The following is a 15,557-nucleotide window of genomic DNA, read 5'->3' on the forward strand; positions in this document are numbered from 1 at the left end:
ATTCAAAACAATGGGCTCAAAAGACGATAATGTAAAAAAAGGTTCTGCCAATTCAGCAGAAACAAAAAAGCAAAATGAAGATTTTCAGAATATTCCTGCATCTTCAAAACAACAAAATCCTCCCGATGTAGATAAAGAAGATGTACAGAAAGCTTCGAAAAACAAATCGGGGAAAACAGACAATACTAAGTGAAAACTTAGTATTTTTTTTGTTTAAAATATTAAGAAAATCATTAATTGAAATTTTCATTAACGTCAAAATTTAAAATAAATTGTATTTTTTATGAATTATCATGCTATGATTTCTTAAAGAAGTAAAAAATGCGTATTTTTGCAACTTAAAATTTCTTAGTAAACAATGATAAAAATTACACTTCCAGACAATAGCGTCAGAGAATTTGAAGGAGAAGTTACTCCTTTGGATGTGGCAAAATCGATAAGCGAGGGATTGGCTAGAAATACCATTTCCGCAGTTGTAAACGGTACACAAGTCGAAGTTACCACGCCTATCACCACAGATTCTACGGTACAGCTTTTGACATGGAATGATGATCTTGGTAAGAAAGCCTTCTGGCATTCTTCTGCCCACCTTTTGGCGCAGGCAATCCTTGAATTTTATCCAAATGCTCAATTAACGATCGGTCCGGCAATTGAAAGCGGATTTTATTATGATGTAGATTTCGGTGACGAAGTTTTGTCTGAAAAAGATTTTGAGAAAATTGAAAAGAAAGTTTTAGAAAATGCTAAAAAAGCTTCAACATTTTCACTATATCCTGTTTCTAAAGCTGAAGCATTAGAGACATATGCAGATAATCCTTATAAAGTAGAATTGATTTCTAATCTTAATGATGGTGAAATTACCTTTGTAACGCACGATAATTTCACAGATCTTTGTCGTGGAGGTCATATTCCAAATACCGGAATTGTGAAAGCTGTAAAGATCTTGAATGCTGCGGGAGCTTACTGGAGAGGAAATGAGAAAAACCCACAATTAACAAGAGTTTACGGTATTTCTTTCCCAAAACAGAAAGAACTGACTGAATATCTTGAATTATTAGAAGAAGCTAAAAGAAGAGATCACAGAAAATTAGGTAAAGAATTAGGAATTTTCGCTTTCTCAGAAAAAGTAGGTGCAGGTTTACCACTATGGTTGCCAAAAGGTACTGCTTTGAGAAAAAAGTTAGAAAATTTCCTTTCTGATGCTCAGAAAAAAGGAGGATACGAATTTGTAATGACACCACATATCGGTGCAAAAGAACTGTATGTAACTTCCGGTCACTGGGATAAATATGGTGCAGATAGCTTTCAGCCTATCAAAACTCCGAATGAAGGAGAAGAATTTATGCTGAAACCGATGAACTGTCCTCACCACTGTGAAATCTACAAAACTTCACAATGGAGTTATAGAGATTTACCAAAAAGATATGCAGAATTCGGAACGGTTTACAGATATGAACAGAGTGGCGAACTTCACGGCTTAACGAGAGTTCGGGGTTTTACTCAGGATGATGCTCACCTTTTCTGTACTCCGGATCAGTTGATGGACGAATTTAAGAAAACGATTGATTTGGTTCTTTATGTTTTTGGTTCGCTTGGGTTTGCAGATTTTACAGCTCAGATTTCATTAAGAGATCCTGATAATAAAGAAAAATATATAGGTTCTGACGAAAACTGGGAAAAAGCAGAAAATGCAATCGTTACTGCAGCAAAGGAAAAAGGATTAAACACGGTTACCGAATATGGTGAAGCTGCATTTTACGGTCCTAAGTTAGATTTCATGGTGAAAGATGCTTTAGGCAGAAAATGGCAGCTAGGAACTATTCAGGTAGATTACAATTTACCGGAAAGATTCGACCTTACTTATATCGGAAGCGATAACGAGAAGCATAGACCGATCATGATTCACAGAGCACCGTTTGGTTCTATGGAACGTTTTATTGCGATCTTATTAGAAAATACTGCCGGAGATTTCCCATTATGGTTGAGTCCGGATCAGTTTACCATACTGCCAATCAGTGAAAAATATGTAGATTATGCTAAAAAAGTTTCAGAATTTTTAGAAAATCACGATATTAGCGGATTGATTGACGAGCGAAACGAAAAAACGGGTAAAAAAATCCGTGATGCAGAATTGAAAAAGATTCCTTTCATGCTTGTAGTAGGAGAAAATGAAGAAAGAGATGGCACAATTTCTGTACGTAGACGTGGAGAAGGCGATCTTGGAGTAATGAGCATGGATGAGTTTGTAGCGCACTTCAAAAAAGAAGCAACAGTATAAATTATTAAACAATTAAAGGATTAAAAATTCAAATTAGTGAATAATCTTTAATTTTTTAATCATTGAATATTTTAATTAAATAGTTATTAACCAATAAAATTATAAAGCGATAGCACAAAGATTTAACAACAGAGGCCCACAAAGACGTCCACCACAGGAGGACTTACACATGATAAACGATAAGATTCGCGTAAGAGAACTTCGTTTAGTGGGCGACAACGTAGAACCGGGAATTTTCCCGATTGACAAAGCGAGACAAATTGCCAAAGAACAAGAGCTTGATTTGGTCGTGATTTCAGACAAAGCTGAACCTTTCATTGCAAGAATATTAGACTATAAAAAGTTTTTATACGAGCAAAAGAAAAAAACAAAAGAGCTCAAAGCAAAACAAATCAAAGTGGTTGTAAAGGAGATCCGTTTCGGACCTCAGACTGACGAGCACGATTATGATTTTAAGAAAAAACATGCTGAAAAGTTTTTGGAAGAAGGTTCAAAATTGAAAACCTACGTATTTTTCAAAGGACGTTCAATTATCTTTAAAGATCAGGGCGAAATTTTACTTCTTAAATTGGCTCAGGAACTTGAGCATGTTGGGAAAGTAGATCAGCTTCCTAAACTTGAAGGAAAAAGAATGATTATGATGATGAGTCCTAAAAAACCAGCTAAATAATTTGATAACATGATGATGGGTTTCCTACTCATTGTCTTACGGAAATATACAAAAAGAGATTTTCTAATGAAAGTCTCTTTTTGTATGATAATTTTTCGTAATTTTGCAAACCAATTATCTGCGTGAAGGATAGTAATGGAAAGCCCACAGCAGGAGCCGGCAAAAGCGGTAGAGCGAGGACTTGAAATGAATAGCCTGATCCCGAATGAGTGAATGGAGCGTAGCGGAATGAACGATTGAGGGACACGCCCAGAAAGCTAATAGCCAAAAGCTTTTAGTCGATAGCTAAAGTATTGATAACAAAAACATAAAAAAGCAAACAATGCCAAAATTAAAAACGAAATCAGGTGCTAAGAAGCGTTTTAAACTTACCGGAACTGGTAAGATTAAAAGAAAAAATGCTTTCAAAAGCCACATCTTAACTAAAAAAGAAACTAAGCAGAAGAGAAATCTTACTACTACTTCTTACGTTGCGAAAGTGGACGAAAAAAGCGTTAAACGTCAATTAGCAATTAAGTAGTTTTTATAAATCATTTTTCGGTTTATAAGAATAACAATTCAACATTTTAACCCTGAAACGGTGCAGATAAGTGTAATGAAACAGTTTACCGCCCTTTTCAAAAAAACAATTTAAATTATGCCAAGATCAGTAAATGCCGTAGCTTCTAGAGCTCGCAGAAAAAAATTAATGAAACAAGCTAAAGGTTTTTTCGGTAGAAGAAAGAACGTTTGGACTGTTGCTAAAAACGCGGTACATAAAGCAATGCAATATGCTTACCGTGGTAGAAAAGAGAAAAAGAGAAACTTCAGATCACTTTGGATCATGCGTATCAACGCAGGAGCAAGAGAGCACGGAATGTCTTACTCTCAGTTTATGGGAGCTCTTAAAAAGAACAACATTGAATTAAACAGAAAAGTTTTAGCTGATTTGGCTATGAACTATCCTGAAGCATTCAAAGCAGTTGTAGATCAAGTAAAATAATGTAAAATTTTTTGTTATCAATATAAAATCCTGAGTTTTTTGCTCAGGATTTTTTTATTTTATCTACATTTGCTTAAAATTACTTCAAAGTATAAAATCGACGTTTAAAGTGAAAAAATTATCCACTCTTCTACTCCTTTCTTTAGCTACCTACAGTTTACATGCTCAAAGTTTTATTCAGGCTTATCAGACGAGAGCTAATCAGGTTACTCAAACGAATATTACCGCGCTGCTTCAAGAATTTTCGAATCTCGGTGTAAAAACGACAGGTTCTACAGCGAATACAAATACACTTAATTGGCTTAAAGCAAAATATCAAACGTATGGTTATGATGCAAGCCAGATTACAGAAGATACTTTTACTTACGGAAGTGCAACTTCTAAGAATTTAATTATTACTAAAACAGGAACAGTTTATCCAAATATTTATGTTATCATTTGCGGACATTACGACACCATTACAGGAGCCGGAGTAAGCGATAACGGAAGCGGAACTTCTATTTTATTGGAAGCTGCAAGAATTTTAAAAGATGTTCCTACAGAATACTCGGTAAAGTTTATTCATTTTTCTGGTGAAGAACAGGGTTTGATTGGAAGTAATCATTATGTGAATAATGTTGTTTTTATTAATAATGTTCGTCAACTTAATTTGAAAGTTGTTTTTAATATTGACCAAGTTGGAGGAAAAATTTCAAATCCAAGCAATACGATTGTTTGTGAAAGCGATCAAACTTCAACTGGAGGTACAGCCAATAATGCACCGTCACTTGCAATGACTCAGCAATTGGCAAATTGTACGACTTTGTATTCTCCTCTTCAAACCACCTTGTCAAATGCTTATGCGTCAGATTATGTGCCTTTCGAAGCTAAGGGAGATATTATTACAGGTTTTTACGAAACTCCGGTGAGCGGAAATCAACACACTGTCAATGATACTTTTGCAAATATTGATCCTGTTTACGTTTTTAATGTAGGGAAAGCTGCAGTTGGAGCACTACAACACTTTGCTGTGGCAACCTCTGTTTTGAGTACTAATGAAACTGCTGTAAATAAGTTAGAATCAATAAAAATTTATCCTAATCCTGCTAAAGATATTCTGAATGTAGAACTTCCAGCTAACATTAAAAATTTCTCTCTTGAAATCAATGATATGAGCGGAAAATTAATTTCAACTCATGGAAACGAAAGCAAGATTAATGTTTCTAAATTACCTAACGGAGTTTATCTTTGTACAATAAAATCTGATGGTGAAACAATCACCAAAAAAATAATCATCGATAAATAAGATAAATTGAATTTTTTAAAAATCATTGATCAATTCAAACTTTTTATAAAATAAAAAAATAATGATTCCTTACTTTCGTTTGGAATCATTTTATTTATATATTTGCCGAAATTCATAAAATGAAAAAATTTTTAAGTCTTATCGTTTTGTCTCTAGGTATACAGAATTTTTATTCTCAGAACTTTATTCAGGCTTATCAAAACCGTGCAAACCAAGTTTCACAGACCAATATTACTACAAATTTACAGGAATTTTCAAATTTCGGAATCAAAACTACAGGTTCTGCAAATAACGTTAATGCATTTAACTGGATCAAAAATAAATATCTTTCTTACGGCTATTCTACAAGTCAGATTGTAGAAGATCCGTTTTCTTATACTTCCGGAAGCAATACCGTTAATTCTAAAAATTTAGTGATTACAAAAATAGGAACAGTTTATCCAAATAAATTTGTGATCATTTGCGGACATTTTGATAGTATCAACGGACCGGGAGTCAACGACAATGGAAGCGGAACATCAATCATTCTGGAAGCTGCAAGAATTTTAAAAGATATTCCTACAGAATATTCAATCAAATTTATTCATTTCTCAGGCGAAGAGCAAGGTTTAAGAGGAAGCACTCATTATGCGAATACAGTTGCTTATCAAGGAACAAATCGTGTTTTAGACATCAAATTGGTTTTTAATCTTGATCAGGTAGGAGGAAAAATGGGTAACATTAACAATACGATTTATTGTGATGAAGATATGGGAGGAAATCCTAATAATACTGCAGCTTCTGTTGCTGCCACTCAGGAATTGGTAACTCTTACAAGTCTTTATTCACCACTTTTAACAGATATTGATGAAGCTGAAGATACAGATTATATTCCATTTGAATTGAAGGGTGAAGTGATTACGGGTTATTTCGAGAAGTTAAGAAGCAATTATCCTCACACCGCAAATGATACCTTTGCGAATACAGATCCTGTCTATATCTACAATGTTGGAAAAGCTTCAGTGGGTGCGCTTCAACATTTCGCAGTTGCCACAACTTCAATTTTAAGTACAGATGAAAACTCCGCAAACGAATTGGAACAAGCAACGATTTATCCCAATCCTGCAAAGGAATTTCTGAATATTAAACTTCCAAAAAATACAAAAAACTTCTCATTTGAGTTAACAGATTTGCTTGGTCATTCTTTTTTATCAAAAAAAGATCAAACTAAAATCAATATTTCGGGTATTACAAAAGGTGTTTATTTAGGAAAAATTATCACTGATCATCATACAGTCGTAAGAAAGGTTGTGATTGAATAATATACTTAAAACCTGCTTTTTGCAGGTTTTTTTATTGATTACGATCCAAAAGAATTTCTTCGATTTCCTGTAATGAAAAGTTTTTGGTTTTCAGTAAAATCAGAAAATGGTAGAGAAGATCTGCGGCTTCATTTTTAAATAAATCTGCATCACTATCTTTAGCTTCAATAACCAATTCTACAGCTTCCTCTCCCACTTTTTGAGCAACTTTATTGATTCCCTTTTGATAGAGTGAATAAGTATATGAATCTTCAACTTTGTCATCAATTCTTTGACCGATTTTCTCTTCCAGTTCATATAAAAAACCTTTCGTCTCCTTATCTCCAAAGCAACTGAAACTTCCGGTGTGACAAACGATATTTTCAGGAACAGCTTTGATCAAAATTGTATCCTGATCGCAATCTATCGCTATGTTTTTTACTTTCAAAAAATTTCCTGATTCCTCACCTTTTGTCCATAATCTGTTTTTTGAACGACTGAAAAAAGTGACTATTTTTTCTGCTTTTGTTTTCTCAAATGCTTCTTCGTTCATGTAGCCCAACATCAAAACCTGTAAAGTTCTGTCGTCCTGAATAATAACAGGAACCAAACCATTTGTTTTATTAAAATCTATCATCTTACTGCCAATTTTTTTAACTTTAATCCTTCTTTTAATTCGTTAATACTGATTTCTCCAAAGTGAAAAATACTTGCAGCCAAAGCTCCTGTTGCTTTAGTCTGGTTAAAAACATTTTCAAAATCTTCTAATTTTCCAGCTCCACCAGAAGCGATCAATGGAATATTGATACTTTCTGAAACCAATTTTGTGATTCTCAGATCAAAACCATTTTTAGTTCCGTCACCATCCATTGAGGTTAAAAGAATTTCACCTGCGCCCAATTCTTCTGCTTTTTTTGTCCAATCTAAAGTCTGTAAAGAAGTCCGTTCTCTTCCACCTTTCACAAAAACCCAATCAGAATTATTAAAAAGTTTCGTATCAATCGCAACTACGATGCATTGACTTCCAAATTCTTTTGATAAATCAGATATTAATTTCGGATTTTTAACGGCTGAAGAATTTATACTGATTTTGTCGGCGCCGGCTTCTAGCAATTTTCTTACGTCTTCCACAGTAGAAATTCCACCTCCCACTGTAAATGGAATACTCAATTCTTTTGCAATATCTTTTACGAGTTCAACAAAAGTTTTACGCTCTTCAATAGTAGCCGTAATATCAAGGAAAACCAATTCATCTGCGCCTTCATTTTCATATTTTTTTGCCAATTCAATAGGATTTCCGGCATTGATCAAACCCACAAAATTAATTCCTTTCACAGTTGTTCCATCCTTGATATCAAGACAAGGAATGATTCTTTTTTTAAGCATTTTCAATAAATTTTTGAAGTTGATTTAGTGATATTTTATTCTCATAAATAGCTTTCCCGATAATCGTTCCGGAACAGCCAATTTCTTTCATTTTGAAAACGTCTTCAATGCATGAGATTCCTCCACTCGCAATGAGATTTATATTAGTTTTTGCTAAAATTTCCTGATACAATTCTGTCGAAGCGCCTTCCAACATTCCGTCTTTTGAAATATCTGTACAGATCACATTTTTTATTTTTTTTTCTTGATATTGCAGAATAAAATCAATGATGTCTCTGTCACTTTCTTCAAGCCAGCCTAAAGTTTTTATTTTTCGGTTTTCACAATCAGCTCCCAGAATTATTTTTTCAGAACCGTATTTGTCAATCATTTCATAACAAAATTCAGGATTCTGAACCGCAATGCTTCCAATTGTAATTTGTTGTGATCCGGAATTAAAAGCAATCTCAATATCTTTTTCTGTTTTCAATCCGCCTCCAAAATCGATGTGTAACGAAGTTTCATTAGCAATCTTTTCCAATATTTTTTGATTGACAATATGTTTGGATTTTGCTCCGTCAAGATCAACCAAATGTAGGAACTTGATTCCGAAATCTTCAAATTCTTTGGCAACTTCTACAGGATTTTTGTTGTAGATTTTTTTTGTGCTGTAATCACCTTTTGAAAGTCTCACACATTTTCCGTCGATGATATCTATGGCTGGAATTATTTTCATCATTAAATTTTTAAAAAGTTTTTCAATAATTGATTTCCAAATTTCCCGGATTTTTCAGGATGAAACTGTGTTGCAAAGAAATTATCTTTCTGCAACGATGCACTGAAAGGCAAAATATAATCACAAACAGAAGTTGTAAAATCCGATAATTCACAATAATAGCTGTGAACAAAATAGAAATCATTTTCTTCTGAAATATCTGAAAACAATGACGATTTCAACTCTGAAACTATATTCCAACCCATATGTGGAACGATATTTTCTTTCGGAAATTTTTTAACATTAATATCAAAAATCCCCATTCCTACCGTGTTTCCTTCTTCATTATTTCTACACATCAACTGCATTCCGAGACAAATTCCGAGAACTGGCTGAGTCAATTTTGAAATTAATTGATCTAAATCCTTTTGTTTTAATAATTTCATCGTAGAAGAAGCTTCGCCAACTCCCGGAAAAATTACTTTATCAGCATTTTGTATCAATTCAAAATCATCTGTGATTATAGATTTTTCGCCTAATCTGTTTAATGCATTCTGAACCGAATTTACATTTCCGCCGTTATATTTTATAATTGCAATCATTTATAAACTTCCTTTTGTTGATGGTAAATTAAAATTCTGATCTGTTTGATTTACAGCCATTTTTATAGCTTTTGCAAAGGCTTTAAAAACAGATTCAATCTTGTGATGCTCATTATTTCCTTCCGATTTTATATTTAAATTTGATTTGGAAGAATCTGTGAATGATTTAAAAAAGTGAAAAAACATTTCTGCAGGTACTTCACCAATTTTTTCTCTATTAAATTCAACATCCCAAACCAACCACGGTCTTCCTCCAAAATCTATTGCAACCTGAGAAAGGCAATCATCCATCGGAAGCAGAAAACCGTATCTTTCAATTCCTTTTTTCTTGCCTAAAGCCTGTAGAATAGCTTCTCCCAAAACAATTGCAGTGTCTTCAATCGTGTGATGCTCATCAACTTGTAAATCTCCATTCACTTTTATTTTTAAATCTAAATTCCCGTGTTTTGAGATTTGTTCGAGCATGTGATCAAAAAAATGAAGTCCAGTAGAAATCTCGGAATTTCCACTTCCGTCAAGATTTACTTCAATTTCAATTTCTGTTTCATTGGTTTTTCTGTATACTTTAGCTTTTCTCGGAATTTGCTTTAAAAACTGATAAATTTCGCTCCAATTTTTTGTAGTCAATTCAGCTTCTTCATTTGCCGTTCCACTGATGAAAATTGCTTTTGTTCCTAAGTTTTTTGCTAATTCAATATCAGTCAATCTATCACCAATTACATAAGAATTTTCGAGATCATAATTTCCGTGAATGTATTTTCCAAGCATTCCTGTTTGCGGTTTTCTTGTATTTAAATTTTCATGCTCAAAACTTTTATCAATGAAAACATCTGTGAAGAATATACCTTCATTTTCAAAAGCTTTCATCATTTTTTCCTGTGGTTTTATAAAATCTTCATAAGGAAAACTGTCAGTTCCCAAACCGTCCTGATTCGTTATCATTACCAATTCGTAGTCTAATTCTTTTGCAATTTTTGAAAGGTTTTGAAAAACTCCGGGATAAAATTCAAGCTTTTCCAGAGAATCAACCTGAAAATCTATTGGTGGCTCAATAATTAATGTTCCGTCGCGATCGATGAATAATACTTTTTTCATTTTTAAATATTTTTTAAAGCACTAATTAATTGGATGTTTTCTTCTCTGTTACCAACATTTATTCTAATGCAGTTCGGAATTTGAGGAAATCTTTTGCTTGTAAGAATTTCGTTTTCTAACAATTTGTGATAAACAGTTTCGACATCCTTAAATTTGATAAGAAAAAAATTGGCATCGGTTGGAAAAACTTTTTCGATGCATTTAATCTGTTTAAATTCTTCCTTTAACCAAGATCTTTCCGCAATTATCTGCTCTAAATTACTCTGAAATTCACTTACGTTTTCAAGACTTTCCGAAACCAGATCCAAGCTTAGAGAATTCACATTGTACGGTGCTTTAACAGTATAAATTAATTGAGTGATTTCTTCCGAAGAATAAGCAATTCCGACTCTCGCTCCTGCCATTCCCCACGCTTTTGAAAACGTTTGCAGGACAATAAGATTGGGGTATTTTTCTATTAATTCGATCGCTGATCTTTCATCCGAAAATTCAATGTAAGCTTCATCTACAACAACAATTCCGTTGAAATTTTCGATAAAAAATTCAATATCTCTGATCGAATTTCCGGTCGGATTGTTGGGAGAACATAAAAAGAAAATTTTTGGTTGATTTTCTTCAATTATTTTTATAAAATCTTCTTTCTGAATCTCGAAATTTTTGTCTAACTGAAGCTTTAAAACTGAATTTTCATTGATTGATGCGTAAAAACCATACATCGCAAACGAAGGATTCATCATTAAAATAGAATCTTTTTTAGGTTCACAGAAAATTTTGATGATCAAATCGATCAATTCATCACTTCCGTTTCCGATTGAAATTTGTTTTGTTGAAACGTTCTTTAACTGAGAAATCTGATTTCTGATTTTCTGATGAGTAGAATCAGGATAACGGTTGAATTCACCAAACGGACTTTCATTGGCATCCATCAAAACAGGATTGGCAAATTCATTTTGATCTCTGAAACTGATATAAGGTTGAAGTTCTAAAATATTCTTTCGAACAAACCTATTGATATTTATTGTTGTCATTTTTACTTTTTTAATCTGATTGAAACGGCACTTTTATGGGCAATTAAACCTTCCGCTTCTGCCATTATTTCTATGGTTTTGCCTAAATTTTGAAGTCCGTCTTTTGATAAATTCTGAAATGTAATTTTCTTGACAAAACTGTCTAATGAAACTCCGCTGTAATTTTTAGCAAAACCATTCGTAGGTAATGTGTGATTGGTTCCGCTTGCGTAATCTCCTGCACTTTCACATGAATAATTTCCTAGAAAAACAGAACCAGCATTTTGAATTGAAGAAATATAATTCTCAAAATTTTTAATTGCTAAAATCAAATGTTCCGGAGCGTATAAATTGCTAAATTCAAGAGCTTCTTCGATAGTTTTAATTAAAATAAAATGACTATTATCTAAAGATTGCTGAGCAAATTCATTTCTTGGGAGACTTTTAATCTGCTTTTTAACTTCTTTAATAGTTTCGTTTAAAACTTTAAGATCAGTCGAGATAAAAATCACCTGACTGTCACTTCCGTGTTCTGCCTGTGAAAGAAGATCTGCCGCACAGAATTCAGGAACTGCGTTTTCATCTGCAATAATTAAAACTTCGCTCGGTCCTGCAGGCATATCGATCGCAACACCAAAATTCTGAGCCAGTTCTTTTGCTGCAACAACAAACTGATTTCCCGGACCAAAAATTTTATAAACATTAGGAATCGTTTCTGTACCGAAAGTCAATGCTGCAATTGCCTGAGCTCCACCAATTTTGAATATTTTAGTGATTCCGCAAAGTTGTGCCGTGTAGAGAATCGCAGGATTGATGTCTCCGTTTTTGTCTGGTGGTGTGCAAAGAATAATTTCTTTGCAACCAGCTAACTGCGCAGGAATTGCAAGCATTAAAACTGTCGAAAACAATGGTGCAGTTCCTCCAGGAATATAAATGCCGACTTTTTCAATGGCGCGATTTTCTCTCCAGCAAATTACTCCTTTTGTTGTTTCAATTTTCTGAATTTCATTATCTTGAGAAGCGTGAAATTTTGTAATATTTTCTTTTGCCTGTTGAATGGCATTTTTTAATTCTTCTGAAATTAATTGAGCGGAATTTTCTATTTCTTTTGATGAAGCAGAAAGATTTACTATTTCAACCGAATCAAATTTTTTATTGAAATCAAACAATGCTTTATCGCCGGATTTTTGTACTTCATCGAAAATTCCTGAAACGATTTCTGAAACTTCTTCTCTTTTAAAAACCGGACGTTTTATCAGTTCGTTCCAGCTATTTTTACTGGGAAATTGGTGTATATTCATCTTAAATAACCATTTTATCGATTGGAATTATTAAAATATCCTGCGCTCCGTTTTCTCTCAATTCATCAATGACATCCCAAAAACGTTCTTCATCAATTACCGAATGAATGCTGCTCCAACCGTTTTCTGCCAAAGGAATTACGGTTGGACTTTTCAGTACCGGAAGTACATTTGAAATATCAGCGATTTTTTCATTGGGAACATTCATCAGAATATATTTTGAGTTTTTAGCTTTTAAAACAGCTTTGATTCTGAATAAAAGTTTCTCTAAAGTCTTTTCTTTTTCGGAACTGAGTTGAGAAGTTTTAGCTAAAACGGCTTCAGATTTCAAAATGGTAAGAGTTTCTCGTAAACCATTTTTAAATAAAGTGCTTCCAGAACTTACAATATCACAGATTCCGTCTGCCAAACCAATGTTGGGAGCAATTTCTACCGAACCGGAAATCACGTGAATATCTGCTTCAATATTATTTTCCTGTAAATATTGCTTCAAAGTATTTGGATAAGAAGTGGCAATCTTTTTCCCCTGAAAATACTGAAGACTATCTGTTTCAACATCTTTTGGAACGGCCAAAGAAACACGACATTTTGAAAAACCTAATTGATGAACGATCTCGATTTCTTTATTTTTTTCAGCTAAAAGATTTTCGCCAACGATCGCAATATCAACTACTCCATCTTCCAGATACTGAGGAATATCTGAGTTTCTGAGATACATTATTTCCATTGGGAAGTTTTCGACTGAAACTTTTAGTTGGTCTTTTCCGTTGTTGACAGAAATTCCACAATCTTTGAGAAGCTGCAGAGATTCTTCGTAAAGACGACCGCTTTTTTGGATTGCAATTTTTAATTTACTCATTTTCAATTTTCTTGTGTCTGAGTAATGGAAAGTAATTATTGAGATTTCTGAGGAGAATTCAGGAAACAAAAAAACCGTCTATAGACTCAGACGGTTTAAATTATCATTATATTTTTTAACACAAATATCAATCAATTCCGTCTTAGCAGAGATGATGATAATGATGTACTGTTAAAAAATTGGGTTTCATTGTTGAATATTTATGCTACAAATGTAGAACTAATTTTTAACTGACCAAGGTTTTTTTAAAGAATTTTTTGATAAAGATTCATTAGCTCGTTTGCAATGGGTTCGTCATTAAACTTTTGAACAAACTCGAAACCCCTTTCCGCACGGCGTTTTCTCTCAGATTCATTTGCCCAGAGAAATTTTATTTTTGACTGAATATCTAAGTAATTTTTTGGATCAATGTAAACAGAATCTTTTCCGCCAGCTTCGGGAAGACAACTTGTATTGCTTGTAACCGTTACCGTTTTTGAAAATAATGCTTCAATAATTGGAATCCCAAAACCTTCAAAAAAACTTGGATAAACAAAAATATCTGCCAATTTGTAAATGACAGCTAGTTCATCCATCGAAACTCCTTCCAAAAAATGAATCTGTTTTTCTAATTTATTTTTCTTGATGTACTGTTCTATTCTGGTGAAATATTTTGTTTTTCTACCGACAACAACCAAAGGAATTTCAGTTTTGTCGATTGCTTTTACAATATTTAAAAGATTTTTTCTTTCTTCAATCGTTCCGACATTTAAAATAAATCTCTCAGGAAGATTGAATTTTTCTTTCGTTTTCTGAATGAATTCCTCAGTCTGATTTTCTTTAAAAGCCTGATGACAACCTTGATAAATAACTTCGATTTTATCTTCCGGAACTTTTAAATATTCAATAATATCACTTTTCGTCTGCTCCGAAATCGCAATGATTTTATCAGCCATTTCTACGGATTTTTTGAACTTCCAAAAGTGAATTTTTCTGTCAAAAAAAGAATAATATTGCGGATATCTCATGAAAATAAGATCATGAATAGTAACCACTTTTTTGATCGGAGTTTTGTCCCATTTTAGAGGCAATTCTCCGGAAAGTCCGTGGAAAATATCAGCATTTTGTTTCTGGGCATCTTTACCCATTTTGAGTTGTCGCGAAAAGTTTCCTTTTGATGTTTCGACAAAATGGACATTAGAATTTTCTAGAATAGAATTTCCTCTTTCAGATTTGTTTTTATTTAACAGAAGATATTGATTTTCGGGGAAATATTTTGAAAGTATTCTTACCAGATCTCTGGAATAATTTCCCAAACCCGAAGTGTTGTGAAAGAAACGTTTTGCATCGTAAGCTATCTTCATGATTCTATCTGCTTTTGAAATTCCTGAAAAGTTCCGAATTTATAATTCTTATTTTTTAACCAGCCAACGAAATCATCAAATCTTTCAACCATTTCATTTCCTGACTTTTTAACGGTAAATCCTGGAAGTTTGAACTCCGGATTTTTAATTTCAGCAAATTCCCACGGGTGAAAATAAATGTTGAGATACTTATCTTTTTTCAAAGAATCAGAAGCTAATTTTTTATAGAAACTTAATGGAAAATTATGAAAACTCAGCCAAAACAAAGGTATTCTAAAATTTGGGGAAACCGAAGCCGGAATTTGAGTGACACTTTCTTCTTTAAAATAGGTTCGTGAAACTTTCAAATTATTGTATCTTCCGGGAAGAAAAGTTGGATTTATTGACGAATTATACAAATATCCGGCTTTTTCAACTTCTTTTTTATCGACAGGCATCATTCTTGGCATTCTTAATCCCGTAACATTTGTTGAAAATAATTCCTGTAATTTTTCTCTTGATTCTTTTAAATGTTTTACTTCAAATTCGGAATGAAACCAGGTATGAGAAGCCAGTTCGTGACCTTCACTAAGTAATCTTTCAATAAGTGATTTACTGTTTTCTGCAAAAACTACGGTCGAGAAGAAAGTAGCTTTTGCATTGTGTTTTTTAAGAATATTTAAAATTCTTTCTAAACCGATCTGAGAAATTGAAACCTGATCTTCAAAGGAAATTTTCCCTTGATATTCAAATGGCATATCAAATTCTTCGATGTCAAAACTTAACAATACCATTT

At 33.2% G+C, this 15,557-nt stretch carries 17 protein-coding genes; 7 read left to right on the forward strand and 10 right to left on the reverse strand.

Annotated features, from left to right (window positions below):
• Positions 1–10 precede the first annotated feature (10 nt).
• The 7 genes from K0R77_RS00090 to K0R77_RS00120 all read left to right on the forward strand — a co-directional run bounded on the left by K0R77_RS00090 (position 11) and on the right by K0R77_RS00120 (position 6,516).
• The gene (locus tag K0R77_RS00090; RefSeq protein WP_300345978.1) at positions 11–193 is read left to right on the forward strand and encodes a hypothetical protein; all 183 of its coding nucleotides are present in this window, start codon (positions 11–13) and stop codon (positions 191–193) included.
• A gap of 165 nt (positions 194–358) precedes the next feature.
• Entirely contained in the window at positions 359–2,278 is a 1,920-nt protein-coding gene (gene thrS / locus K0R77_RS00095; protein ID WP_300345979.1) for a threonine--tRNA ligase, read from the forward strand.
• Between the two features lie 169 nt (positions 2,279–2,447).
• On the forward strand, positions 2,448–2,948 hold the full coding sequence (infC, locus tag K0R77_RS00100; protein ID WP_115596428.1) for a translation initiation factor IF-3: 501 nt from the start codon (positions 2,448–2,450) through the stop codon (positions 2,946–2,948).
• A 322-nt stretch (positions 2,949–3,270) separates the two neighbouring features.
• Positions 3,271–3,468 (forward strand): 50S ribosomal protein L35, encoded by a 198-nt coding sequence (rpmI, locus tag K0R77_RS00105; RefSeq protein ID WP_300345981.1) that lies wholly within the window; start codon positions 3,271–3,273, stop codon positions 3,466–3,468.
• A 117-nt stretch (positions 3,469–3,585) separates the two neighbouring features.
• On the forward strand, positions 3,586–3,930 hold the full coding sequence (rplT, locus tag K0R77_RS00110; protein ID WP_267599069.1) for a 50S ribosomal protein L20: 345 nt from the start codon (positions 3,586–3,588) through the stop codon (positions 3,928–3,930).
• Positions 3,931–4,039: 109 nt separating this feature from the next.
• Positions 4,040–5,215: a M28 family peptidase gene (locus K0R77_RS00115; protein WP_300345984.1), complete on the forward strand. Its 1,176-nt coding sequence runs from the start codon at positions 4,040–4,042 to the stop codon at positions 5,213–5,215.
• A gap of 119 nt (positions 5,216–5,334) precedes the next feature.
• On the forward strand, positions 5,335–6,516 hold the full coding sequence (locus K0R77_RS00120) for a M28 family peptidase (RefSeq protein WP_300345985.1): 1,182 nt from the start codon (positions 5,335–5,337) through the stop codon (positions 6,514–6,516).
• 31 nt (positions 6,517–6,547) lie between these two features.
• On the opposite strand, the gene hisIE is transcribed toward K0R77_RS00120, so the two are convergent.
• The 10 genes from hisIE to K0R77_RS00170 form a co-directional block, all read right to left on the reverse strand.
• Positions 6,548–7,132 (reverse strand): bifunctional phosphoribosyl-AMP cyclohydrolase/phosphoribosyl-ATP diphosphatase HisIE, encoded by a 585-nt coding sequence (hisIE, locus tag K0R77_RS00125; protein WP_300345986.1) that lies wholly within the window; start codon positions 7,130–7,132, stop codon positions 6,548–6,550.
• Complete coding sequence (gene hisF, locus K0R77_RS00130; RefSeq protein ID WP_300345987.1) at positions 7,129–7,881, reverse strand: imidazole glycerol phosphate synthase subunit HisF; 753 nt, start codon at positions 7,879–7,881, stop codon at positions 7,129–7,131. Before hisF ends, hisIE begins: the two co-directional genes overlap by 4 nt.
• The gene (hisA, locus tag K0R77_RS00135; RefSeq protein WP_300345988.1) at positions 7,874–8,596 is read right to left on the reverse strand and encodes a 1-(5-phosphoribosyl)-5-[(5-phosphoribosylamino)methylideneamino]imidazole-4-carboxamide isomerase; all 723 of its coding nucleotides are present in this window, start codon (positions 8,594–8,596) and stop codon (positions 7,874–7,876) included. The genes hisF and hisA overlap by 8 nt, the downstream gene beginning before the upstream one ends.
• Positions 8,597–8,598: 2 nt before the next feature.
• Positions 8,599–9,177 (reverse strand): imidazole glycerol phosphate synthase subunit HisH, encoded by a 579-nt coding sequence (gene hisH / locus K0R77_RS00140; RefSeq protein ID WP_300345989.1) that lies wholly within the window; start codon positions 9,175–9,177, stop codon positions 8,599–8,601.
• Complete coding sequence (gene hisB, locus K0R77_RS00145; RefSeq protein WP_300345990.1) at positions 9,178–10,272, reverse strand: bifunctional histidinol-phosphatase/imidazoleglycerol-phosphate dehydratase HisB; 1,095 nt, start codon at positions 10,270–10,272, stop codon at positions 9,178–9,180.
• Between the two features lie 2 nt (positions 10,273–10,274).
• Positions 10,275–11,300: a histidinol-phosphate transaminase gene (gene hisC / locus K0R77_RS00150; RefSeq protein WP_300345991.1), complete on the reverse strand. Its 1,026-nt coding sequence runs from the start codon at positions 11,298–11,300 to the stop codon at positions 10,275–10,277.
• Between the two features lie 2 nt (positions 11,301–11,302).
• Entirely contained in the window at positions 11,303–12,580 is a 1,278-nt protein-coding gene (gene hisD, locus K0R77_RS00155) for a histidinol dehydrogenase (protein WP_300345992.1), read from the reverse strand.
• A 1-nt stretch (position 12,581) separates the two neighbouring features.
• A complete protein-coding gene (hisG, locus tag K0R77_RS00160; RefSeq protein WP_300345993.1) occupies positions 12,582–13,439 on the reverse strand; it encodes an ATP phosphoribosyltransferase in 858 nt (285 codons plus the stop codon).
• Positions 13,440–13,684: 245 nt separating this feature from the next.
• The gene (locus K0R77_RS00165) at positions 13,685–14,782 is read right to left on the reverse strand and encodes a glycosyltransferase family 1 protein (protein WP_300345994.1); all 1,098 of its coding nucleotides are present in this window, start codon (positions 14,780–14,782) and stop codon (positions 13,685–13,687) included.
• On the reverse strand, positions 14,779–15,555 hold the full coding sequence (locus tag K0R77_RS00170) for a polysaccharide deacetylase family protein (RefSeq protein WP_300345995.1): 777 nt from the start codon (positions 15,553–15,555) through the stop codon (positions 14,779–14,781). The genes K0R77_RS00165 and K0R77_RS00170 overlap by 4 nt, the downstream gene beginning before the upstream one ends.
• Positions 15,556–15,557: the final 2 nt, after the last annotated feature.

This window comes from Chryseobacterium sp. (assembly GCF_029240215.1).
GTDB lineage: Bacteria > Bacteroidota > Bacteroidia > Flavobacteriales > Weeksellaceae > Chryseobacterium.